Source organism: Streptomyces sp. NPDC040589, assembly GCF_055594445.1.
On the sequence record NZ_JBVIWP010000005.1, the window covers coordinates 630,511 to 652,029 of the forward strand.

18 protein-coding genes and 1 pseudogene are annotated in these 21,519 nt (G+C 70.7%); 10 read left to right on the top strand and 9 right to left on the bottom strand.

Going from position 1 to position 21,519, the window contains the following annotated elements; all coding sequences use genetic code 11:
- Window positions 1-31 precede the first annotated feature (31 nt).
- The 3 genes from ACZ58V_RS25690 to ACZ58V_RS25700 all read left to right on the top strand — a co-directional run bounded on the left by ACZ58V_RS25690 (window position 32) and on the right by ACZ58V_RS25700 (window position 3,321).
- Entirely contained in the window at window positions 32-1,372 is a 1,341-nt protein-coding gene (locus ACZ58V_RS25690; RefSeq protein ID WP_471292600.1) for a sensor histidine kinase, read from the top strand.
- The gene (locus ACZ58V_RS25695; protein ID WP_468192754.1) at window positions 1,369-2,034 is read left to right on the top strand and encodes a response regulator; all 666 of its coding nucleotides are present in this window, start codon (window positions 1,369-1,371) and stop codon (window positions 2,032-2,034) included. The genes ACZ58V_RS25690 and ACZ58V_RS25695 overlap by 4 nt, the downstream gene beginning before the upstream one ends.
- Window positions 2,035-2,103: 69 nt before the next feature.
- On the top strand, window positions 2,104-3,321 hold the full coding sequence (locus ACZ58V_RS25700; protein ID WP_471292604.1) for a cytochrome P450: 1,218 nt from the start codon (window positions 2,104-2,106) through the stop codon (window positions 3,319-3,321).
- Here the strand turns inward: ACZ58V_RS25700 and ACZ58V_RS25705 are convergent.
- The 3 genes from ACZ58V_RS25705 to ACZ58V_RS25715 are packed head-to-tail and all read right to left on the bottom strand — an operon-like array spanning window position 3,305 to window position 6,115.
- Window positions 3,305-3,529 carry a hypothetical protein gene (locus ACZ58V_RS25705; protein ID WP_468192750.1) on the bottom strand — a complete coding sequence of 75 codons (225 nt, stop codon included), beginning with the start codon at window positions 3,527-3,529 and terminating at the stop codon, window positions 3,305-3,307. The genes ACZ58V_RS25700 and ACZ58V_RS25705 overlap by 17 nt on opposite strands.
- 46 nt (window positions 3,530-3,575) lie before the next feature.
- Window positions 3,576-5,204 carry an ABC transporter permease gene (locus tag ACZ58V_RS25710; protein WP_471292607.1) on the bottom strand — a complete coding sequence of 543 codons (1,629 nt, stop codon included), beginning with the start codon at window positions 5,202-5,204 and terminating at the stop codon, window positions 3,576-3,578.
- Complete coding sequence (locus ACZ58V_RS25715) at window positions 5,201-6,115, bottom strand: ABC transporter ATP-binding protein (protein ID WP_468192748.1); 915 nt, start codon at window positions 6,113-6,115, stop codon at window positions 5,201-5,203. Before ACZ58V_RS25715 ends, ACZ58V_RS25710 begins: the two co-directional genes overlap by 4 nt.
- Before the next feature lie 74 nt (window positions 6,116-6,189).
- Here ACZ58V_RS25715 and ACZ58V_RS25720 point away from each other — a divergent pair, with 74 nt between their 5' ends.
- Both ACZ58V_RS25720 and ACZ58V_RS25725 read left to right on the top strand, forming a co-directional pair.
- Window positions 6,190-6,687 (top strand): GbsR/MarR family transcriptional regulator, encoded by a 498-nt coding sequence (locus tag ACZ58V_RS25720; protein ID WP_471292610.1) that lies wholly within the window; start codon window positions 6,190-6,192, stop codon window positions 6,685-6,687.
- A 29-nt stretch (window positions 6,688-6,716) separates the two neighbouring features.
- Window positions 6,717-6,998: pseudogene (locus ACZ58V_RS25725) on the top strand (Uma2 family endonuclease); the annotation flags it as partial.
- 1 nt (window position 6,999) lies between these two features.
- Here ACZ58V_RS25725 and ACZ58V_RS25730 read toward each other — a convergent pair.
- Window positions 7,000-7,884 carry a diacylglycerol kinase family protein gene (locus ACZ58V_RS25730; protein WP_471292613.1) on the bottom strand — a complete coding sequence of 295 codons (885 nt, stop codon included), beginning with the start codon at window positions 7,882-7,884 and terminating at the stop codon, window positions 7,000-7,002.
- Window positions 7,885-8,069: 185 nt separating this feature from the next.
- Here ACZ58V_RS25730 and ACZ58V_RS25735 point away from each other — a divergent pair, with 185 nt between their 5' ends.
- Window positions 8,070-9,353: an adenylosuccinate synthase gene (locus ACZ58V_RS25735; protein ID WP_468192744.1), complete on the top strand. Its 1,284-nt coding sequence runs from the start codon at window positions 8,070-8,072 to the stop codon at window positions 9,351-9,353.
- A 94-nt stretch (window positions 9,354-9,447) separates the two neighbouring features.
- Here ACZ58V_RS25735 and ACZ58V_RS25740 read toward each other — a convergent pair whose 3' ends face one another.
- Together ACZ58V_RS25740 and ACZ58V_RS25745 are read right to left on the bottom strand one after the other, a co-directional pair.
- On the bottom strand, window positions 9,448-9,999 hold the full coding sequence (locus ACZ58V_RS25740; RefSeq protein WP_468192743.1) for a hypothetical protein: 552 nt from the start codon (window positions 9,997-9,999) through the stop codon (window positions 9,448-9,450).
- Between the two features lie 69 nt (window positions 10,000-10,068).
- Entirely contained in the window at window positions 10,069-14,676 is a 4,608-nt protein-coding gene (locus tag ACZ58V_RS25745) for a DUF6531 domain-containing protein (RefSeq protein WP_471292618.1), read from the bottom strand.
- Window positions 14,677-14,888: 212 nt separating this feature from the next.
- Here ACZ58V_RS25745 and ACZ58V_RS25750 point away from each other — a divergent pair, with 212 nt between their 5' ends.
- Complete coding sequence (locus ACZ58V_RS25750; protein WP_468192741.1) at window positions 14,889-15,179, top strand: DUF3303 family protein; 291 nt, start codon at window positions 14,889-14,891, stop codon at window positions 15,177-15,179.
- 2 nt (window positions 15,180-15,181) lie between these two features.
- Here the strand turns inward: ACZ58V_RS25750 and ACZ58V_RS25755 are convergent, their stop codons facing one another.
- From ACZ58V_RS25755 to ACZ58V_RS25765, 3 genes are all read right to left on the bottom strand, one after another.
- Complete coding sequence (locus ACZ58V_RS25755) at window positions 15,182-15,832, bottom strand: hypothetical protein (protein WP_376388725.1); 651 nt, start codon at window positions 15,830-15,832, stop codon at window positions 15,182-15,184.
- Between the two features lie 147 nt (window positions 15,833-15,979).
- The gene (locus ACZ58V_RS25760) at window positions 15,980-16,678 is read right to left on the bottom strand and encodes a GntR family transcriptional regulator (RefSeq protein ID WP_468192739.1); all 699 of its coding nucleotides are present in this window, start codon (window positions 16,676-16,678) and stop codon (window positions 15,980-15,982) included.
- 146 nt (window positions 16,679-16,824) lie between these two features.
- Complete coding sequence (locus ACZ58V_RS25765; RefSeq protein ID WP_468192738.1) at window positions 16,825-18,180, bottom strand: aminotransferase class III-fold pyridoxal phosphate-dependent enzyme; 1,356 nt, start codon at window positions 18,178-18,180, stop codon at window positions 16,825-16,827.
- A gap of 188 nt (window positions 18,181-18,368) precedes the next feature.
- Here ACZ58V_RS25765 and ACZ58V_RS25770 point away from each other — a divergent pair, with 188 nt between their 5' ends.
- The 3 genes from ACZ58V_RS25770 to ACZ58V_RS25780 all read left to right on the top strand — a co-directional run bounded on the left by ACZ58V_RS25770 (window position 18,369) and on the right by ACZ58V_RS25780 (window position 21,482).
- Window positions 18,369-18,974, top strand: coding sequence for a type 1 glutamine amidotransferase family protein (locus ACZ58V_RS25770; RefSeq protein WP_468192736.1), 606 nt, complete (start codon window positions 18,369-18,371; stop codon window positions 18,972-18,974).
- A complete protein-coding gene (locus ACZ58V_RS25775) occupies window positions 18,971-19,429 on the top strand; it encodes a MarR family winged helix-turn-helix transcriptional regulator (protein WP_471292623.1) in 459 nt (152 codons plus the stop codon). The genes ACZ58V_RS25770 and ACZ58V_RS25775 overlap by 4 nt, the downstream gene beginning before the upstream one ends.
- A 79-nt stretch (window positions 19,430-19,508) precedes the next feature.
- On the top strand, window positions 19,509-21,482 hold the full coding sequence (locus ACZ58V_RS25780) for a serine/threonine-protein kinase (RefSeq protein ID WP_471292626.1): 1,974 nt from the start codon (window positions 19,509-19,511) through the stop codon (window positions 21,480-21,482).
- Window positions 21,483-21,519 lie beyond the last annotated feature (37 nt).

Sequence of the window (21,519 nt, forward strand, 5' to 3'; positions counted from 1 at the left end):
GGGACCCGGGGGTGCGCTTACCTTTCTGTACGTGACCGAGACGACTCACCTGCAGACCACGCCACCGGGGGCCGGGGCCAAGCAGCGCAGCCCGGAGTACCGGGTGGCGGTAGACTCCCTGCGCGGGCTGCGGCAGGACCTGATCCATGACGCCTTCGCCTACCGGCCGCTGCCGGGCCGGCGCACGGACGGGCGGTTCGCCCGGCGGCTGCCCGGCCGCCTGCGGGAGTACGCGGCCTGGACGCCGCACGCCCTGATCGTCGCGGCGGCCCTGATCACCGTGGCTTTCGCCACCGTCGACTCCGGCGGACCCGCCGTGCTGATGGGGCTGTTCTGCGCGGTTCCGGTGCTGCTGACCATGGTGCGGCCGGTGGGGGCGTTCTGGGCGTCCATGGTCTCCACCCCGGTCGTGGCCGTGATCGGCAGCCGCTGGTACGAATGGCCGTGGGCGGCCGGCAGCTTCGTCTGCCATCTGACCGTGCTGACGGTGGTGGCGATGCGCACCAGGCCGCGCACGGCCGGGTGGATGTGGGTGCTGACGGCGCTGTACGCGATCATCGCGGACACCGGTATCGGCCCGCGGGACATGTACGGCAGCAACTCCGGCGCCATGCTGATCATCTCGGCGCTGATCCTGCTCTGCGTCACCGTCCGGCACATCCGCCGGGACGCCGTGCAGGAGGTCACCGCCCAGCAGACGGTCACCGCGCACGAGCGGTCCCGCCGCACCCTGCTGGAGGAGCGCACGACGATCGCCCGTGAGCTGCACGACGTCGTCGCCCACCACATGTCGGTGGTCGCCATCCAGGCTGAGGCCGCGCCCTACCGGGTGGAGAACCCGCCGCCGGAGCTGGAGAAGGCCTTCGCCACGATCCGGGAGAACGCGGTGGCGGCCCTGACCGAACTGCGCCGGGTCCTGGGCGTCGTCCGCGCCGAGGACTACGAGGTCCCGGACGCCCCGCAGCCCACGCTCGCCGAGCTGGACGGGCTGCTGGCCAATGTGCGGGATGCCGGGCTGAGCGTGGACAAGGCGGTGACCGGGGCGGTGCGCGAACTGCCCCAGGGCGTGGAGCTGTCGGCGTACCGCATCGTGCAGGAGGCGCTGAGCAACTCCCTGCGGCACGCGCCGGGCGCGACCGCCCGCGTCGAGATCGGCTACGTCCTCGGAGGGCTCGGTCTGCGTATAGTCAACGGCCCGCCGCCGAACCCGAGCCTGATCAAACCCTCGCCCGGCGCCGGGCACGGCATCACCGGCATGCGGGAGCGGGTGTCGATGCTGAACGGCGAGATGACGGCGGGCCGCACGGACGACGGAGGCTACGAGGTGGCGGTGTTCCTTCCGGTCGCCCTGCCGGACGAGGGTGACGCATGACCATTCGCGTACTGATCGCGGACGACCAGATGATGGTGCGCGAGGGCTTCTCGGTCCTGCTGAACGCGATGCCGGACATCGAGGTCGTCGGCGAGGCGGTGAACGGCCGGGAGGCCGTCGCGAAGGTCCGCGAACTCGCCCCGGACGTCGTGCTGATGGACATCCGCATGCCCGAGCTGAACGGCATCGAGGCGACCCGCGAGATCGTCGCTGCCGACGGCGCGGCGAAGGTGCTGGTGCTCACCACCTTCGACCTCGACGAGTACGTGTACCAGGCGCTGCGCGCGGGAGCCTCCGGCTTCCTCCTCAAGGACGCCTCGGCCCGCCAGCTCGCCGACGGGGTGCGGATCGTGTCCACCGGGGAGGCACTGCTGGCCCCCTCGGTCACCAGGCGTCTGATCACCGAGTTCTCCAAGCTCTCCGAGACCCCGCGCCTCATGCCCTCCGCGCAGGCGGCGTACGGGGACCTCACCGAGCGGGAGACGGAGGTGCTGGTCCTGATCGCGCAGGGTCTGTCGAACGCGGAGATCGCCGAGCAGCTGGTGGTCGCCGAGTCGACGATCAAGACACATGTCAGCCGCATCCTGGTGAAGCTCGGCCTCCGGGACCGCACCCAGGCGGCGGTGTTCGCGTACGAGGCACGGCTGGTGACGCCGGGCTAGCCGGGGGCGAGGGCCGTTCGTGTCGGAACACCCCTGGTCAGAGAGGGGGATCCGGGCTAGCGTCCGTCCATGGCAGCTGCTTTCGACCTCGCGTTCGACCCGTGGGACCCGGCGTTCCTCGCCGACCCGTACCCCGCCTACGCCGAGCTGCGGGCCAAGGGCCGCGTGCACTACTACGAGCCGACGAACCAGTGGCTCGTCCCGCACCACGCGGACGTCTCGGCCCTGCTGCGCGACCGGCGCCTCGGCCGGACGTACCAGCACCGCTTCACGCACGAGGAGTTCGGCCGTACCGCGCCGCCGCAGGAGCACGAGCCGTTCCACACGCTCAACGACCACGGGATGCTCGACCTGGAGCCGCCGGACCACACCCGGATCCGGCGCCTGGTGTCGAAGGCGTTCACACCGCGCACGGTGGAGCGGCTGAAGCCGTATGTGCGGGGCCTGGCGGACGACCTGGCGTCGGCGCTGGTGGCGGCCGGCGGAGGGGATCTGCTCAAGGACGTGGCGGAACCCCTCCCCGTCGCGGTGATCGCCGAGATGCTCGGCATCCCGGAGTCCGACCGGGCCCCGCTGCGCCCCTGGTCGGCGGACATCTGCGGGATGTACGAGCTGAGCCCGTCCGAGGAGACGGCGGCGAAGGCGGTCAGGGCGTCGGTCGAGTTCTCCGACTACCTGCGTGAACTGATCGCGGCCCGCCGCAAGGAACCGGGCGACGACCTCATCTCGGGCCTCATCGAGGCACACGACGAGGGCGACCGCCTCACCGAGCAGGAGATGATCTCGACGGCGGTCCTCCTCCTGAACGCCGGCCACGAGGCCACGGTGAACTCCACGGTCAACGGCTGGTACGCCCTCTTCCGCGACGAGGCCCAACTGGCGGCCCTGCGCGCGGACCACACCCTCGTCCCCTCCGCCGTCGAAGAACTGATGCGCTACGACACCCCGCTCCAGCTCTTCGAACGCTGGGTCCTGGACGACATCGAGATCGCCGGCACGACGATCCCGCGCGGCGCGGAGATCGCCATGCTCTTCGGCTCCGCCAACCACGACCCGGCGGTCTTCCCCGACCCGGCCCGTCTCGACCTGACCCGCACGGACAACCCCCACATCTCCTTCAGCGCGGGCATCCACTACTGCATCGGTGCGCCGTTGGCACGGATCGAGCTGGCGGCCTCCATGACGGCCCTCCTGGAGAAGGCCCCGGCACTCCGCCTCGCCGAGGAGCCGCAGCGGAAGCCGAACTTCGTGATCCGGGGTCTTGAGGGGCTCAGCGTCGCGGTCTGAGACGCCGGACCAGGGCCCAGGCCGTCAGGGCGGCGGCGACCCCGCCGAGGATCGCCAGCGGCAGCTCGGCGTAGAGCACGCTCCAGTCCGGGGCCGCCTCGAACCGCCAGAGCCGCTCCCGGACGCCGACGGCCCACACCGCGAGCCCCGCGCCCGCGCCGACGGCCGCGGTCAGACATCCCGCCGCGGCCTGCGTACGTTGTCCCATGCCCGGCATGGACGTACGCGGGCCGCTGCGCAGTTCCCGCCGCCGCTCAGGCCGTCATGTCCCGGCGCCGCAACCCCGCCAGGCCGGCGGCCACCAGCACCACGGCCAGCCCCAGCAGGACCAGCACCGGCCCCCACTCCATCTCCCCGCCCGGCAACTTGGGCAGATGGCCGAAGGGCGACAGGTCCAGCACCGCCTGCGGCACGTCCAGCGCGGGCCCGACCCAGCCGATCAGCAGGACCGTTCCGGCGACGCCCCAGGCCGCGGCTGCCGCCCGGGGCAGGACGCCGATCAGCAGGACCGCGAGGCCGCCGATCACCCAGATCGCCGGGAGCTGCACCAGGCACGCCCCCAGGATCGGGCCGATCTCCCTGCCGTAGCCGAGGGCGAATCCCAGGCCGGCCAGCAGCATCAGGAGCGCCGCACCGCCGAAGGCGATCACCAGATGGCCGGCGGCCCACCGCAGCCGCCCGACCGCGTTCGCCAGGACCGGTTCCGCCCGGCCCGACGTCTCCTCGCCGTGCAGGCGCAGCACCGACGCCACGATGTACAGGGCCGCGACCAGGCCGAGCATGCCGACCATCGACGCCAGGAACGCGTCCGTCAGGCCGGAGTGGCCGCCCATCCGCTCGAAGATCCGCCGGGCACCGGCGTTGTCGCCGACCAGGTCGGCCGCGCCCTCGGTCATGCCGCCGTAGACGACCCCGGCGAGGAGGAAGCCGATGCTCCAGCCCAGCACACCGCCCCGCTGCAACCGCCAGGCCAGCGCGCCCGCGCTGCCCAGGCGACCGGTGGCCGGGCCCGGGCGGGTGGGCAGGAAGCTCATGCCGATGTCCCGGCGGCCGGCCAGGCCGTAGGCCACCGCGCCCTGGAGCAGAACCGCCCCGGCGAGCAGCGCCAGCACCCACCAGCGTTCGTCCGCGTAGGGCCGCAGGTACTCCAGCCAGCCCAGCGGCGACAGCCACGTCAGCGCCGACGAACCTCCCCCAGTGCCGAAAGCCTGGGAGGTGCCCCCATCCGTCGCCGAGTCGCCCGCCGCGCGCAGCACGAACGCGGCGCCCAGCACCGCCGCAGTCAGCCCCCGGGCCAGCCGCGCGCTCTCCGTCAGCTGGGCGACGATGGCCGCCATCGTCGCGAAGACCATCCCGGCTCCGGCGATCCCGAGGCCCAGCGCCAAGGCCCCGGCCGCACCGTGCCCGGCCAGTCCGGCCGTGACCAGCAGTGCCAGTACCGCGTTGGCGACCGCCGCCGCCAGCAGGGCCGAGGTCAGGGAGGCCCGGCGGCCCACCATCCCGGACGCCACCAGCTCCTGACGGCCGCTCTCCTCCTCGTCCCGGGTGTGCCGTACGACGACCAGCAGGCTCATCACGGCGGCCAGGGCACCCGCGTAGACGCCGACCCGCCAGGCCGTCAGGGCGCCGATCGAGTCGTCGAAGACAGGGCCGATCATCGCGCGCAGCGAGGAGTTTGTGGCCATCTGCCGGATCAGGTCGGCGCGTTCGGCAGGGGTGCTGTACAGGCCCTCCAGCGTGCCCGGCATGGAGAGGACCATCAGGGCGTTGACCCCGATCCACACCGGGATCATCAGCCGGTCGCGGCGCAGTGCGAACCGCAACAGCGTGCCCGTCCCGGCCAGTTGGCGTGAGCTGCCGTGCCGCACCGCGAAGGTCGTCATCGGGCCGCCGCCTCTGCCGTCTCGTCCGCCTCGTTCTGGTAGTGCCGCAGGAACAGCTCCTCCAGCGTCGGCGGCGTCGACGTCAGCGACCGCACACCCGACTCGCTCAGCGACCGCAGTACGGCGTCCAGTTGGTCGGACTCGACCTGGAGCCGGACGCGGCGGCCCTGGACGTCGAGGTCGTGGACGCCGGGCAGATCCGCCAGTCCGTCGGGCGGGCCCGCGAGTTCGGCGACGACGCTGGTGCGGGTCAGATGGCGCAGGTCGGCGAGCGATCCGCTCTCGACCGTACGGCCCTTGCGGATGATGCTCACCCGGTCGCACAGCTCCTCTACCTCGCTGAGGATGTGGGAGGAGAGCAGGATCGTGCGCCCCCGGTCGCGCTCCTCGGCGACGCACCGCTGGAAGACCTCCTCCATCAGCGGATCCAGGCCCGAGGTCGGCTCGTCCAGGATCAGCAGGTCGACGTCCGAGGCGAACGCGGCGACCAGGGCCACCTTCTGCCGGTTGCCCTTGGAGTACGTACGGCCCTTCTTGGTGGGGTCGAGCTCGAAGCGCTCGATCAGTTCCGCCCGGCGCCGGGAATCCAGCCCGCCGCGCAGCCGGCCGTAGAGGTCGATGACCTCGCCGCCGGAGAGGTTGCGCCACAGCGTCACGTCGCCCGGGACGTAGGCGATACGGCGGTGCGCCTCGACCGCGTCCGTCCACGGGTCGCGGCCGAGCACCTGCGCGGCGCCCGAGTCGGCGCGCAGCAGGCCGAGCAGGACACGGATGGTGGTGGACTTGCCGGCGCCGTTGGGGCCGAGGAAGCCGTGGACCTCGCCGGAGGCGACCTCCAGATCGAGCCCGTCGAGTGCGTGCGTCCGTCCGAAGGACTTGTGCAGTCCGGAGACGGTGATGGCCTTCGTCATGCTTCAGAAGGTACGCTTTCTTCAGAAATTTGTGAAGTTAAGGAAGCGTATGAATCGCGGATAGGGTGAGCCGCATGACGGAATCAGCCGGAAGCGGCCGGGACGCGGAGGCCGTGTCGAGGTTCGTGGAGTCCTTCGCGGCGCAGCTCGTCGAGGCCGGGATGCCACGGATGCCCGCCCGGGTCTTCGCCGCGCTGCTCTCCTCGGACGAGGGTGCGAGGACCTCCGCCGAACTGGGAGAACAGCTGCGGATCAGCCCTGCGGCGGTGTCCGGGGCGGTGCGCTACCTGGCCCAGGCGCACATGGTCTCGCGCGAACGGGAGCCCGGTTCGCGCCGGGAGCGTTACCGGGTGCACGGCGACCAGTGGTACGAGGCCCTGACCAACCGCGAGACCGTCCTCAAGCGCTGGGAAGGCGCCCTGCGCGAGGGCGTCACCAGCCTCGGCGCCGACACCCCGGCCGGCCGCCGCATGGCCGAGACACTCGCGTTCTTCGAGTTCGTCGAGGTCGAGATCGTGAAGATGATGGAGCGCTGGCGGGTGCACAGGGAGAAGACGTTCGGGCCGGAGTGATCGGATGGTTACACTGGGTGGCGGGTGTCGGCGAAGCCCTGTCCTTCGTCGCCGAACTGACCTCCCCCTCCACCCGGACCGACGACCTGACCGACAAGGTCGACGTCTACGCCAAGGCCGGTGTCCCCGTCTACCTGGTCCTCGACATGCAGGAGCAGCAGGCCATCGTCTACGGGTCCCCTTCCGCGAAGGGCTACGAGCTCCGCCTCTCCAAGCCCTTCGGCGAGAAGCTCCACATCCCGGCCCCCTTCGACTGCCATCTCGACACGGCCGGTTTCCAGGCCCCTTCCGCAGCCGACAACGAGGCCTGACTCACCCCGGCCCCGGCCCCGGCACCGTCAGCCCCCAAGCCCCCTCCCGCACCCTCCACGTCCGGGTCCGGACCGGTCCCGACACCGCCGTGTCCGCCCGGTAGCGGAAGTGTGCCCCCGAGACGGTCACCGTCCGGCCCTGCGCGAGCAGGGGGGAGGCCTCGGCGCCCACCGACACCGGCCTGACCTCCACCGACGCGATACCCGCGGGGCCCGGTGCCACCGACACCGCCTCGACCGGCTGGTTCAGGTCGACGAGGGTCTGCCCGTCCACCTCGACCCGCAGCCGGGACGGCCCGGGCTCCGGCGCGGCGGCGAGCCGGGACGGGCGGCCGGCCGGCACCAGGGTCCGTACCAGGGACTGGCACGTCCGCAGCCAGGGGCGGCCCGTCGCCGCCTCCGGATCCTCGTCCTGAGGCCCCTCGGCCGCCGGGAAGGGCGAGAGGGGCGGTATGCGCAACGCGCCGAGCACCACCCCGTCGCTGTCGTCGACCATCAGGTCCATCCGCCGCTCGACCCCGTCGAGCACCGCCCGCGCCGCGGCCACCGTCCCCGTCGGCACCCCCAGCGAACGCGCGAGGGACATGGCGCCCCCGACCGGCACCACCGACAGCGCGCACCCCGCCAGCTCCCGATGCCGGTGCAGCAGCGACACCGCGCGGATCAGGGCCCGGTCGTCGCCCACCACCACGGGACGCCGTGAACCCCGCCGGGCCAGCGCCCGGGCGAACTCGTCCGGCCCCTCCGGCAGGCACACCTTCATGGCGGCACCCGCGCTGAGCACGTCTTTCGCGATCCGGACGGACTCGCCGTCCGACCGACGGGCGACATGGTCTATGACCACCAGCAGCTGCTCGGACGTCGCGGAAGTCGCCACCTCGGCCATGCCTCGCTTCCTCGGGTAGCATCTTTGTGCAAGAGCCCCTTGCGCTATTGCGCCAGGGGCTTCGTCTATTCCGGGGCATCCGGTCCGACGGTTGGCGGCCAACGGCGGTCGCGGTGCACGCGGTGGTACACCGCCGCGTTCGCCCTCGACCATGGACATGCCCCGCCCGGAAGGGGTGTACGCGCGTGCCCGCACTTGTGCTGCTCGGTGCTCAGTGGGGTGACGAAGGCAAGGGAAAGGCCACCGACCTGCTCGGTGGATCCGTGGACTATGTAGTGCGCTACCAGGGCGGCAACAACGCCGGCCACACGGTGGTCGTGGGTGACCAGAAGTACGCACTGCACCTCCTCCCTTCCGGAATCCTGTCTCCCGGCTGCACGCCGGTCATCGGTAACGGTGTCGTCGTCGACCCGTCGGTCCTGCTCTCCGAGCTGAGCGGTCTGAACGAGCGTGGTGTCGACACCTCCAAGCTCCTCCTCAGCGGCAACGCGCACATCATCACGCCGTACAACGTCACGGTCGACAAGGTGACGGAGCGCTTCCTCGGAAAGCGCAAGATCGGCACGACCGGGCGCGGCATCGGCCCGACCTACGCGGACAAGATCAACCGTGTCGGTATCCGTGTGCAGGACCTCTACGACGAGTCGATCCTCACGCAGAAGGTCGAGGCGGCCCTCGACATCAAGAACCAGGTCCTCACCAAGCTCTACAACCGGCGCGCGATCGCCGTGGACCAGGTGGTCGAGGAGCTGCTGGCCTACGCCGACAAGCTCCGCCCGTACGTCGCCGACACGGTCCTGGTCCTGAACCAGGCCCTGGAGGAGGACAAGGTGGTCCTCTTCGAGGGCGGCCAGGGCACGCTCCTCGACATCGACCACGGCACGTACCCCTTCGTCACCTCCTCGAACCCGACCGCGGGCGGCGCCTGCACCGGCGCCGGCGTGGGCCCGACGAAGATCAGCCGGGTCATCGGCATCCTCAAGGCCTACACGACCCGGGTCGGCGCGGGCCCGTTCCCGACGGAGCTCTTCGACGAGGACGGCGAGGCGCTGCGCCGCATCGGCGGCGAGCGGGGTGTGACGACGGGTCGTGACCGGCGCTGCGGCTGGTTCGATGCCGTCATCGCCCGGTACGCCACCCGCGTCAACGGCCTGACCGACTTCTTCCTCACCAAGCTCGACGTCCTCACCGGCTGGGAGCAGATCCCGGTCTGCGTGGCGTACGAGATCGACGGCAAGCGCGTCGAGGAGCTTCCGTACTCCCAGACCGACTTCCACCACGCGAAGCCGGTCTACGAGATGCTGCCGGGCTGGAGCGAGGACATCAGCAAGGCCAAGTCCTTCTCCGACCTGCCGAAGAACGCCCAGGCCTACGTCAAGGCGCTGGAGGAGATGTCGGGCGCCCCGATCTCCGCGATCGGCGTGGGCCCGGGCCGGGACGAGACGATCGAGATCAACTCGTTCCTGTAGCCAGACCTCAGCCCACATCCACTGGCGGCCGGCCCTCTTGTGAGAGCCGGCCGCCGCTGTTCTGCGCTCCCTCGGGTCGGTGGGGGCTCGGCGCCTACGCACCGCCGAGCATGTCGTCCTCATCGAAACCGAGGTCGTCCTCGATGCCCAGTTCCTCCGCCGCGTGCCAGCGCAGGGCGTCGGGCCATGAGCCCGGCTCGCTCGTGGCGATGCTCCTCAGGAACCGCTCGGCGTCGGCACCACCGATCTCCCCGAGCGCCTGGATGCCCTTGACGCAGAAGGAGAAGAAGGGCCCGTCCACGTCCCTCTTCTCCTGAACGAGTGAGGAGATCGGCTCCACCCCCTCCGGGGCCCGCAGCTCACCGAGCATGTCGACCAGGTCCTCGCTGTTCATCCCAGTCGCGTGCGAGGCGAGTGCAGAAGCCAGCAGAGGGGGGAGGCCGTCGGGGTGCAGGTGGACCGCCACGCCCGCCAGCCGTTCGAACCGGCGCCAGTCCCCCGCTTCCGATACGGTCCGCAGCCAGCCGAGGATGTGAGCGCGTGCCTCGGGGACCTCTGCCGCGACCTCCTCGGCGCGCTCCCGCCCGACATACCCACGGCCGACGAGGATCGAGTCCGCCCGCTCCATCGGCGTGTTCGCTCCCACCGAGTCACCTGACATCTGTGTCGTTCTCCTGATTCCGTTTCGGGCAACCTGTTGAGTGCTGGTGCGCGGTCACAGCAATTCGTGCGTCATTCTCAGAATGTTCGAGTTGAACACATGGGCGGATCCCTCACGGAGGCCGAAGTTCAGCCCGCCCCGCTCCAGCTTCACATGGACGAACTGGGTGCTCTCCCCGATCTCGTCGAGATGGACGCCGAAGCTTTCGCGGATCGCGGCGATGTTGTCCCCCGACCCGCGTCCTGCGGCTATGAGTGCGTCCCGGGTTCCCGGCTCCATCTCGTATCGCACGAGATGGGTGTACTTCTGCGCGTTCCTGCCCCCACGTCGGGCGAACCGTTCCGCGATTCCGGTGACGTAGTCGGACTCCTGAGTCACGAAGTTCTCTCCCCGGGGAGTGATCTCTCCCTTCGGGCCGAGCCGCGAGAACTCCTTCTCCGACATCACCCGGTAGAAGACCTCGTAGGGCGCCAGCCCCAGCGGGTCCGTACCTGCCCAGGGGTTCGGCACATAGGCTGTGGGATGCGGCGCAGCGCTCAGCCCCAGGGGGTCGGGCGAGATGTAGCGGCCGACGCCCGGGTCGTAGTATCGCTGCTGGTTGTAGTGCAGACCGGTTTCGGTGTCGTGGTACTGGCCGGGGAAACGCAAGGGTGTGTATGCGGTGCTCTGGCGCGGCCAGGAGGTGCCGCCCCACAGCGTGGACCGGGCTCGCCATGCGACGTTCCCCTGCTCGTCCACCAGTTCCGTCGGCGTACCCACGAGATCGGTGACGATGGCGAAGAACCGGGAGTCGATCTCCTCCTGCGTCGCCGCGTTCGTCAGACGTTCTGTCTGCGCGACCGGCTGCAGCCCTTCGTAGTGCCAGGTCAGCGTGACGGTGTGAGGCAACCCCCCGCCAGTGGTGGTTTGCTCGACGAGAGTGTCGCCGTCCCAGGTGAATCGGGTCTCCTCGGCGATGGACGCGCCGTCTTCCGCCATCCGCTGCTTGGCGAGACGGCGCCCGAAGACGTCGTACCGATAGCGCCAGACCACACCGTCGGGTGTCACGACGGACGTCAGCCGGTCCTCCGCGTCCCAGGCGTAACGCCACGTCTCGGGCCGTCGGGACAGGCGCTTGCGGTGTCGGGCCACCATCCGGCCGGCGGCGTCGTACTCATAGTGCACCTCGCCCGCCCGGGTGACGCGGGTGCCCGTGTGGGTGCGGAGGCCGCGAGCCTCCGGGGCCGGATGGCTCTCCGGCCAGGCAGCGTCGGTCTGGTTCCCGGCAGCGTCATAGGCGTACGTTTCGCTCCAGTTCGCCGCGCTCACCTCTACAACGCGGCCGACCGGGTCCAGGTCGATCCGGCGCGCCCCGTTCTGCGGATCCTCCACCCCTACGACGTGGCCGTCGGCGCGTCGGACGTAGCGGTGGCTCTGGAGCGTTCCGTGGGGCGTCACGGCAGTCTGTTCGGCGGGCAGACCGGTCGAGTTCCACCGGGTGTGGACGGCGAGTGCACCGTCCACCTCACGGGCGATCTCCCGTCCGGTGATGTCGTGGCCGAACCGCAGTGTGTGTCCGCCGGTGCTCAGCGCAGCCCGACGCCCATACGGATCGTAGGCGTACTCGGACACCTCACCCGCCGGTGTCACGCGCCGGGTCCGTCGGCCGAGCGCGTCGTAGGCAAAGGTCAGAGCACGGCCATCGACACGCTCCGCGACGATCCTGCTCCAGGCATCGCGTTCCAGAGACACGGATGAGTCAGGCCCCGTGGCACTCAGCAAGCGCCCCATGGCGTCGTGTTCGTACCGGGTGGTGGCTCCGTCGGCGTACTTCGCCACCACTTGTCCGAGCACGTCCCGTTCGTAGGTGACGCGCTGCCCCAGTGCGTTCTCCCTGGCGGCGATCCGACCGGCGGCGTCGTACTCGTAGTCGACCTTGCGACCGTCGAAGTCGGACTCCGACACGATCTGCCCGGCCGCGTCGTACGTGTACCTCCAGGTCAGCCCTTGGGGGTTGATGACCTTGGTCAGACGCAGGGAGGTGTCGTGTTCGTAGGTGTACCGCCCTCCGTCAGGTCCGGTCCTGGCCGTGAGGAGGTCGAAGTGCGTGTACTCGTACGAAGTGGATCCGCCGCAGGCGTCGGTGTGCCGTACGCAGTTGCCCTCGCCGTCGTACTCCCAGGACTCCTGGGCTCCGCCAGGCCCTTGCCACCGCGCGACGCTTCCCTCCACCGTCCACCACAGACGGGCCTCGCTGCCCGTGGAGTCTCCGACAGCGGCGACCCGGCCGAAAGCGTCATAGCGGCGCCGCTCGCTCCCGCCCTGCGCATCGGTCAGTCGAGTGGTCAGCCCGGCAGCGTTGGTCTCGATCCCGGTCGTGTTTCCCAGGGGGTCGGTCACCGACTTCAGGTGTCCGGCGTGGTCGTAGCTGTACTGGATCGTGGAACCGGTGGGTTCGGTGACCGATACGCAGTTGCCCCTCTCGTCGTACTCCCGTCGCCAGGTACTCCCGTCCGCGTGAACCCCTGAGGTGGCTCTGCCGTTGTGGTCGTAGCGGAATCCGGCCGTGGCCCCGTCCGGATACGTGATGGTCAGGGGCTGACCCATCTCGTTTCGGACATAGTGCGTGGTCCGGCAGAGCGCGTCGGTGACCGACTCCTCCTGATGGCGCTCGTCATAGGTCGTCCGGGTGGTGTTTCCCAAGGGGTCTATCCGGGCGACCACCTGGCAGATGGTGTTGACGACGAAGCGCGTGACAGCGCCCTCTGCCGTGGTGAGGGTGGTGATGCGGCAGTCGGGCCAGGCCGGGTCGGCCCCGTCGTAGTCGAGGGTGATGGCGATGTGGCCGGCCTCGCCGCCTTCGGCGACGCAGCGGTCCTTGTCGTCGTAGCTGTACGAGTACCGGCTGTTGTTGGTGTCGGTCCAGGATGTGACACGCAACCGCTCGTCGTACGTGAACCGCAAAGGCAGACCGGACGAGTTGACCGTACCGGTGAGGCTGCCGTCCGAGTACTCGTATCGCTTGATGACGACGTCCGAGCCGTCCTCGGCGGCCCCGGCCAGGCTGAGGGCTGTGACGCGACCGTCGAAGGTGGTGAGTTTGAGGTGGTAGCCGCCTGAGTGCCGGACTGCAAGAGGGACGCCGTGTTCGTCGTAGTCGAAGGTGATGGTGTTGGTGTTGCGGTCCGACATCCGGGCGAGCAGAGAAATGCCATGCTGCGGGCGCAGGAAGTGGCGAGTGTGTCCGCTGAGCCGGTCCTCGATTCGGTAGCCGCCGTCGTCCTGCCGGGTGAGCGGCCAATGCGGGCCCATCGTCGGGGACACGGACGTACCCGCCCCCTCCGGGTGGGGGTACTCGAGGAGCATTCCATCCTCGGTGACGAAGATGATGCCCTTCTCGTCGATCTCCAGTCGCTGGTCGATCGTGGAGGACCAAGTGGGGCCGAACCACCAGCCGCACCGGTAGTCCGAGGCCACTCGACGGGTGAAGGCCAGCGGCAGCACTCCTGGGAGGGAGACGTCGGTGACCGGCAGGAACATGGTTCCGGTGGCCATGTCGACCGGATCGCTGCCCTCGACCCGTATGACACCCTTGAGCCGGTTGTAGGCCCCCTTGGCGCCGTCGGCGATCATGCCTCGGGCGTTCTTGCCCAGGCCTCGCACGGCGAGCCCCATCCCCTTCAGGCCACCCCTGAGGCCCTTCATCGCGGCCATTCCGCCCTTGAGGCCCTTGGCCAGGCCACCCAGGGTGGTGAGGCCCTTCATGCCGGGTATGCAGTCCAGGGCCGCGAACCCAACGTCCCATAGGGATGCTTGCCCCTTGGAGTACTTGTAGAGCGTGTCGGCGAGCACGACCGCGGCGGCGATCAGCACGATCGCGCCCAGGATCGGACCACCGATGATCATCGCAACGATGCCCAGGACCGTGACGACGACCTTGCAGACCGCGACGATCGAGTCCCAGTTGTCCGTGAACCAGTCGCCGACCTCCTCCCACCACGACCGATTCTGAATCCCGGCATCGGACGCCTCGTCGATCTTCGACTTCGCCTCGCGCGCGGCCTCATCACGCATCGTGCGGGCGTCCGCGGCCATCTTCTTCGCCGCGGCGAGAGCGTCCTGGGCGTCGGAGACATCCGACTGTGCCTTGGACTGGGCCGACTTGGCGTGCTGCACATCCCGGGTGGCGGCGCGGACCTTGGCCTCGTCCGGCTTGTCGGCGTCGGACTTGCTGCCGGTGGGGTCGTCCTTGTACTTGTCCGCCTCCTTGCCGGCCCGCGTCACCCACGAGTCGGCCGACGTCAGCTTCGACTGAGCCGAGGAGAGGCTGTCGCGCGCCTCGCGCCCCTTGCGCAACGCCTTGTCCGCCAGGGACTGAGCCCGCTCCAGCTTCGGCCAGAAATCGGACAGCGCGTCGCCGCACATCTCGTACGACTTCTTCAGCTTCTTGAGGTTCTTCGGGACATCCGCGAAGTCCTCCTTGAAGACGTCCGCGGACTTGCCCGCCCACTCCAGGAGCGTGCCCTCCCCCGCCATGCCCTTGACCAGACGCAGCGCGTCGGAGACATCGTCGGCGAAGTCGTGAAGATGCTTCGCAAGCGTGCGCACCCGCTGCGGATCCCCAGGGGTCGGGTCCTTGTCCAAGTCCAGGACATGCCAGTCCGCCGGCCTGTGCCCCGCCATACCGCAACCCCCGTCACCTGCGCACCTTCAACATCCGTATGCACATGTGAACTTACATGCCGTGGAAGTTCAGCGAACGGCCCTCATTCGACCGATGGGCTGCCGGTGGGCTCCCGACGCCCCCTGATGGAGTAGCAAACGGATGTTTGCCGTAAAACCGGTCATAGTCTGAACGCAGCAGCCGCGAGAGAAACAGAAACCAGGTGAGTGCTATGCGCGTGATGCTCAAGGCGACGCTCGACACGGACAAGGGCAACGAGGCCGTCCGGGGTGGCAAGATGCCGCAGATCATGCAGGAGGCCATGGAGAAGCTCAAGCCGGAGGCGGCCTACTTCGGGCCCGTGGGCGGGCGCAGGACCTGCTTCCTGGTCTTCGACATGCAGGACAGCTCTCAGCTGCCTCCCGCGCTGGAGCCGTTCTTCAACGACCTCAACGCCGAGGTCGAGGTCTGTCCGATCATGAACAGCGACGACCTCCAGAAGGGGCTGTCCCAGCTGCGCTGACCTCAGCTGAAGACGATCATCGACCCCTGCGCCAGACTCCGCGTCACCGCCGCGTGCAGCCCGAGCCAGACGTGCCGTTCGCGGGCGAACGGGCTGGGGTCGTAGGGGGCGGGGACGGCGGGTTCCTCCAGCTCCGTGGGGGCCAGGGGTGCCTGGGGCGCCGCCGGGGGGTTGGCCGGGTCGATGCCCAGGGCGGGGGCGACCGTCTCCAGCTCCCGGAGCAGGGCGTGCGAGGAGCCCAGCGGGCCGCCGCCCGCGAGCAGATCGTCGTCGGCGAGCGGGCTGGGGAAGTCGACGGGGACGTACGCGCCCGCGTGGTCGTAGTGCCAGACGAGGTGCGACTGCTGGGCCGTCGACTCGAACATCTCCAGCAACTGCTCGTAGTCGCCGCCGAGTTCGTCCACGGGCGTCACCGGCAGGCCGCACACCTGGAGCAGATAGGCGCGGCGCAGGAAGTGCAGCGCGTCGTAGTCGAAGCCCGCGACCGGGGCGACCTCGCCGGACAGGCCCGGCATGTACTGGTACACCGGCACCGGCGGCAACCCGGCCTCGGCGAGCACCTTGTTGTATTGCGCGAGTTCCTCGGCGAACGGGTTGTCCGGCGTGTGGCACAAGACGTCGACTAGCGGTACCAGCCACAGGTCACAGGCCAAAGAAGGCTCCTCGCTCAGCTCAGCGGTCGGGTGGCGTCGGGTAGCACGGTGGTCAGGGAAGCGTATCGGTGCGGCACGACAGAGGCTCCTGTCGTGCATGTCCCATACCCATACGGACAGATGCGACGCAGGCCGCCAGGGCCTGCCCTAGGAAGCAAGGCGCTCGATCAGGGCGAGCGAGTGGGAGTTGTAGCCGGCGATGATCGACCGGGCCGTGACGGTGTCCTGGGCGGCCAGGGCGTCGACCAGCGCGGTGTGGCCGGCCCACAGTTCGCCGCGCAGGTCGGGGAGCCGGCGCAGATGCTGCACCGCGCCCACCCAGGTCTGGACGCGCAGCCGGTGCAGGAAGCCGCCCAGATACGGGTTGCCGAAGAGCGCGGCGAGTTCGCGCCAGTAGCGCAGGTCGTAGCCGATGAGGACAGTGAGGTCACCGGCCGCGGCGGCCCGCTGCGCCTCCTCGCCACGCCGCCGGACCCCGGCGAGCACGGCGGCGACCCGGGGATCGTCGGGCTGCAGGGAGGCCCGCTGCCCGGAGGTGAGGGCGTGGAACATCCCCTCGATGACCAGGTCGCGGGCCTCGATCATGCCGCGGAAGTCCTCGGCCGAGTACTCGTGGACCCGGAAGCCGCGGTGCTGGTCGGCGTCGAGGAGCCCCTGGGCGGAGAGGTCGACCAGGGCCTCGCGCACCGGCGTCGCGGACACCCCGTACTGCTCGGCGATCTCCTTGACCGTGAACTCCTGCCCCGGCTGGAGCCGCCCGGCCAGCACCTCGTCACGAAGCGCGTCCGCGATCTGCTGGCGCAGGGTGCTGCGCGTCACGGCGCCGTTGCCGGTGCTGCCGGGCATGGTCAGGGCGTCTCCCTCGTCGCGTTCGGGTGGCGTGCACGTATATGTATGTCTACGAGCACGCCACCTTACGCGTTCGAATGAGGCGCGAGGTTGTCGGCTACTGACGGGTTTACAGCTGTTTACTCTCCTGTTTACTCCGCTGTCTACGCCGTGTACTCGTCCGCCACCGACAGCGCCGTGTCCAGGACCGCGAGGCCTTCCTTCAGCTCCGCCTCGCTGATGTTGCAGGGCGGCACCACATGCGTCCGGTTCATGTTCACGAACGGCCACAGCCCGCCGCCCTTCGCGGCGGCGGCGAAGGCGGCCATCGGCGCGTTCGCCTCCCCGGCCGCGTTGTACGGCACCAGCGGCTCGCGCGTCTCCCGGTCCCGCACCAGCTCCAGCGCCCAGAACATGCCCGCGCCGCGCACCTCGCCGACGCTCGGGTGCCGCTCGGCGAGCGCGGCCAGCTCCGGCCCGACGACGGACGCGCCCAGCCGGGCCGCGTTCTCGACGATGCCCTCCTCCGCCATGACGTTGATCGTCGCGACGGCGGCGGCACACGCCAGCGGGTGCCCGGAGTAGGTCAGACCGCCGGGGTAGGGCCGCTTCCCGAACGTCTCCGCGATGGCACCGGAGATCGCGACACCGCCCAGCGGCACATAGCCGCTGTTCACGCCCTTCGCGAAGGTCAGCAGGTCGGGCGTGACGTCGAACAGGTCGGCCGCGAACCACTCACCGGTCCGTCCGAACCCGGCCATGACCTCGTCCAGGACGAAGACGATCCCGTACTTGTCGCAGATCTCGCGCACGCCGGCGAGGTAGCCGGGCGGCGGGACCATGATCCCGGCCGTGCCCGGGATCGTCTCCAGGATGATCGCCGCGACGGTCGAGGGCCCCTCGAAGGCGATCGTCGTCTCCAGGTGCTCCAGCGCCCGCGCGCACTCCTGCTCCTCGGTCTCGGCGTAGAAGCGGGTGCGGTAGAGGTAGGGCGCCCAGAAGCGCGCGACCCCGGCCGTGCCGCTGTCGGAGGCCCAGCGGCGCGGGTCGCCGGTGATGTTCACGGCCTGCTGCGTGCCGCCGTGGTACGAGCGGTACGCCGAGAGCACCTTGGGGCGTCCGGTGTGCAGACGGGCCATGCGGATGGCGTGCTCGACGGCGTCGGCGCCGCCGTTGGTGAAGAAGATCTTGTCCAGGTCGCCGGGGGTCCGCTCGGCGATCAGCCGTGCCGCCTCCGACCGCGCCTCGATCGCGAACGCGGGCGCGAAGGTCGTCATCTTCGCCGCCTGCTCCTGGATCGCGGCGACGACCTTGGGGTGCTGGTAGCCGATGTTCGTGTAGACGAGCCCACTGGAGAAGTCGAGGTAGCGGCGGCCGTCGTAGTCCCAGAAGTGCGACCCCTCCGCGCCGGCGACGGCGAGCGGGTCGATGAGCTCCTGGGCGGACCAGGAGTGGAACACATGGTCACGGTCGGCGGCCTTGACGGCGGCACCGGCTTCGGGGTTCGGCTGAGGGGTCATGCGGGCGAGCGTAGGCATGCGGAGTGCGAGCGGGAAATCGGCGTCGTGTGTGAGGTCTGGGGGTTTCCGCGACAGGTTGTCGACGGGGTGGGGCCACACGGAGGGCACGGAGGAGCTTCTCGTCGGATGTTGACAACATGCTGTCCAAACGACAGCATGTTGTCATACGCGAACCTCCAGGAGGAGCCATGAGCGCCAAGCCCGTCCATCTCGCCGTCTACGACACCCTCGCCGACTGGGAGACCGGCCACGCCACGGCCCACCTCGCCCGCGCCGGCCACACGATCCGCACGGTCGGCCCGTCCACGGCCCCGGTCACCAGCACCGGCGGACTGCGCATCCAGCCCGACACGGCCCTGGACGACGTCCGGCCCGAGGACAGCGCGCTGCTGATCCTCCCGGGCGCCGACCTCTGGGACACGAGCGACGACCTCGCCCCCTTCGCCCGCAAGGCCCGGGCCTTCCTGGAGGCGGGCGTGCCGGTCGCCGCGATCTGCGGGGCCACCGCCGGACTGGCCCGGGAGGGCCTGCTGGACGACCGTGACCACACCAGCGCGGTCTCCTTCTACCTGGCCGCGACCGGCTACGCGGGCGCCGAGCGCTACGTCGAGACCGACGCGGTCACCGACGGCGCCCTGGTCACCGCGGGCCCGACCGAACCCGTCGCCTTCGCCCGGGAGATCCTCCGGCTGCTCGGGGTCTACGAGGGTGAGGTGCTCGACGCCTGGTACCGGCTGTTCCACGACTCCGACGCGGCGGCCTACGCGGTGCTGGAGAAGGCCGGCGCGCTGTGAGCCGGGAGCGTCAGGACCTGCTCAGCCGCAGCGCCCTCGGGGTGTTCAGGCTCAACGGCCAGTTCCTCGCCGTCGCGGATGAACTGGCCCGGCCCGCCGGGCTCACCGCCGCCTGGTGGCAGGTGCTCGGCGCGGTCCTCGGCGAGCCGCTGCCCGTCTCCGGCATCGCCCGCGCCATGGGCATCACCCGGCAGAGCGTGCAGCGCATCGCCGACCTGCTGGTGGAGCGCGGCCTCGCCGAGTACCGGCCGAACCCCGCGCACCGCCGCGCCAAGCTCCTCGCGCCGACCGAGGAGGGGCGTGCGGCGATCGCCCGGATCGACCCCGGGCACGCGGCCTTCGCCGACCGGCTGGCGGAGGAGTTCGGGGAGGCGGAACTGGCGGAGGCGGTGCGGGCACTGGAACGCCTGTCCAAGGTGCTCGACCAGGTGGGTCCGCCTGTTACGGAACCGTAGAGTTCGCCCAGGTCACCCCGCCTCGCCCCCGCACTATTCTCGATCTGTTGCTCACGTGTGGGGGGAAGGCGGCTGAGCGATGGAGAAGCTGGGGCTTGGGGATCCTGTACGCATCGGTGCCTATCGGCTGCTGGCGCGGCTCGGCGCGGGCGGCATGGGGCAGGTGTATCTGGCCCGCTCCGAGCGGGGCCGTACGGTCGCCGTGAAACTCGTGCGCGAGGAACTGGCGGCGCAGGAGGAGTTCCGGGAGCGGTTCCGGCAGGAGGTGCGGGCCGCGCGGCGGGTCGGCGGGTACTGGACGGCGCCGGTGCTGGACGCGGACACCGAGGCGGCGGTGCCGTGGGTCGCCACGGGGTACGTCGCGGGGCCGAGTCTCCAGCAGGTCGTCGGGCACGACCACGGTGCCCTGCCCGAGCGGACGGTCCGCATCCTCGCGGCCGGGCTCGCGCACGCGCTCAAGGACATCCACGCCGCCGGCATCGTCCACCGCGACCTCAAGCCGTCCAACGTGCTGGTCACCATCGACGGCCCGCGCGTCATCGACTTCGGTATCGCACGGGCCCTGGAGACCGTGACGGACGGCGGGCTCACACGCACCGGCGCGCTCGTCGGATCGCCCGGTTTCATGGCGCCCGAGCAGGTGCGGGGCGACCGCATCACCCCGGCCTGCGACGTCTTCTGCCTCGGCTCGGTCCTGGCCTACGCCGCGACCGGCGCCCTGCCCTTCGGCACCGCCAACAGCGGTGTGCACGCGCTGATGTTCCGCATCGCCCAGGAGGAACCGGACCTGACGGGCGTCCCCGAGGGCATCGCCGACCTCGTACGCGACTGCCTGCGCAAGGACCCCGCCGCCCGCCCGTCCCTCGACCGCGTCCTGGAACGCACGGGCGCGGACGACACCGTCGCCGACGGCCGCGCCCTCGACCCGTGGCTGCCGAGCGCGCTGGTGGCCCAACTGGGGCGGCACGCGGTGCGGTTGCTGGAGACGGAGGATCCGGAGGGGGAGGGAGCGCAGGTCCGGCCCGCCGTGGAAGGGGCGCGGGGAACTGCGCGACCGGCCCCCACCGGCCCGCAGCCGGAAAGCGACGGCCCGAAGCGGCAGGGTCCAGGCCTTGACGAGAAACCCGGCCCCGGCCCCACCCCCGAACACGCCCCCGCCGCCGACGAGTCGTCGCCGAGTCCGGCGCCGCCTCCGGCCCCTGCCGCGGCGCCCGCCGCGACCGCCGGCCCGCCCCCGCCGGGCAGCCCGGGCGAGGGCCCGCCGCTGAACCACCTGCCCACCATGGTCGCGGGCCAGGGCACGACCCCGCCGCCCCAGCACGCCCCCGGCCCGGCCGCCCCGCCCCCGCCGCCTCACCCGGCCTATGGATACCCCCAGCAACACCCCCAGCCCGGTGCCCCGCCGTACCCGGCTCATGGCGGCCTCGGCTCCACCCCGCCCTACGGCCCACCGCCGTACGGCACGCCCCCGCCCTACGGCCCCCCGCAGGAGCCGCCCCGCAACGGCCGTTCCACCGCGCTGCTCGTCGTGATCGCCCTGGTCGTCGCGCTGGCCGCGGGCGGCTCGGTGTACGCGCTGATGCGGGGCGGTGAGGGTGACCGCTCCACCCCCACGCAGGACACCGGCGCCCCCTCGGACTCCGGCCCCTCCCCGCAGACCTCGCGGCCGGACACCACCGCCTCCTCCCCGGCGGACGGCGCGATCCCGACGGCGTACCTCGGCACCTGGACCACCACCATCGACAACGCCGACGGGCAGCACACCCGCTCCCTGACCATCCAGCAGGGCGAGCCGGGCGACACGGTCCTGTCCCTGGTGGCGGACGGCCCCACGGCCTCGGGCGGCACCTACCACTGCGTGTTCGAGGGCGAGCTGACCGGCGCCCCGGGCTCCGACGGCCCGTTGAGGATCGGCCCGTCCACCGTGACCGTCGGGCAGCCGCGCTCCGCCTGCACACCGGGAGAGGCCACCGAGGTCACCCTCCTGACGGACTACACGCTCCAGCGCGTGAACACGAGCAGCGGGGAGCGGCTGACGTACTCGAAGGAGTGAGGCAACTCCCGGTTCACACGAGGCCGTTGAACGTCCG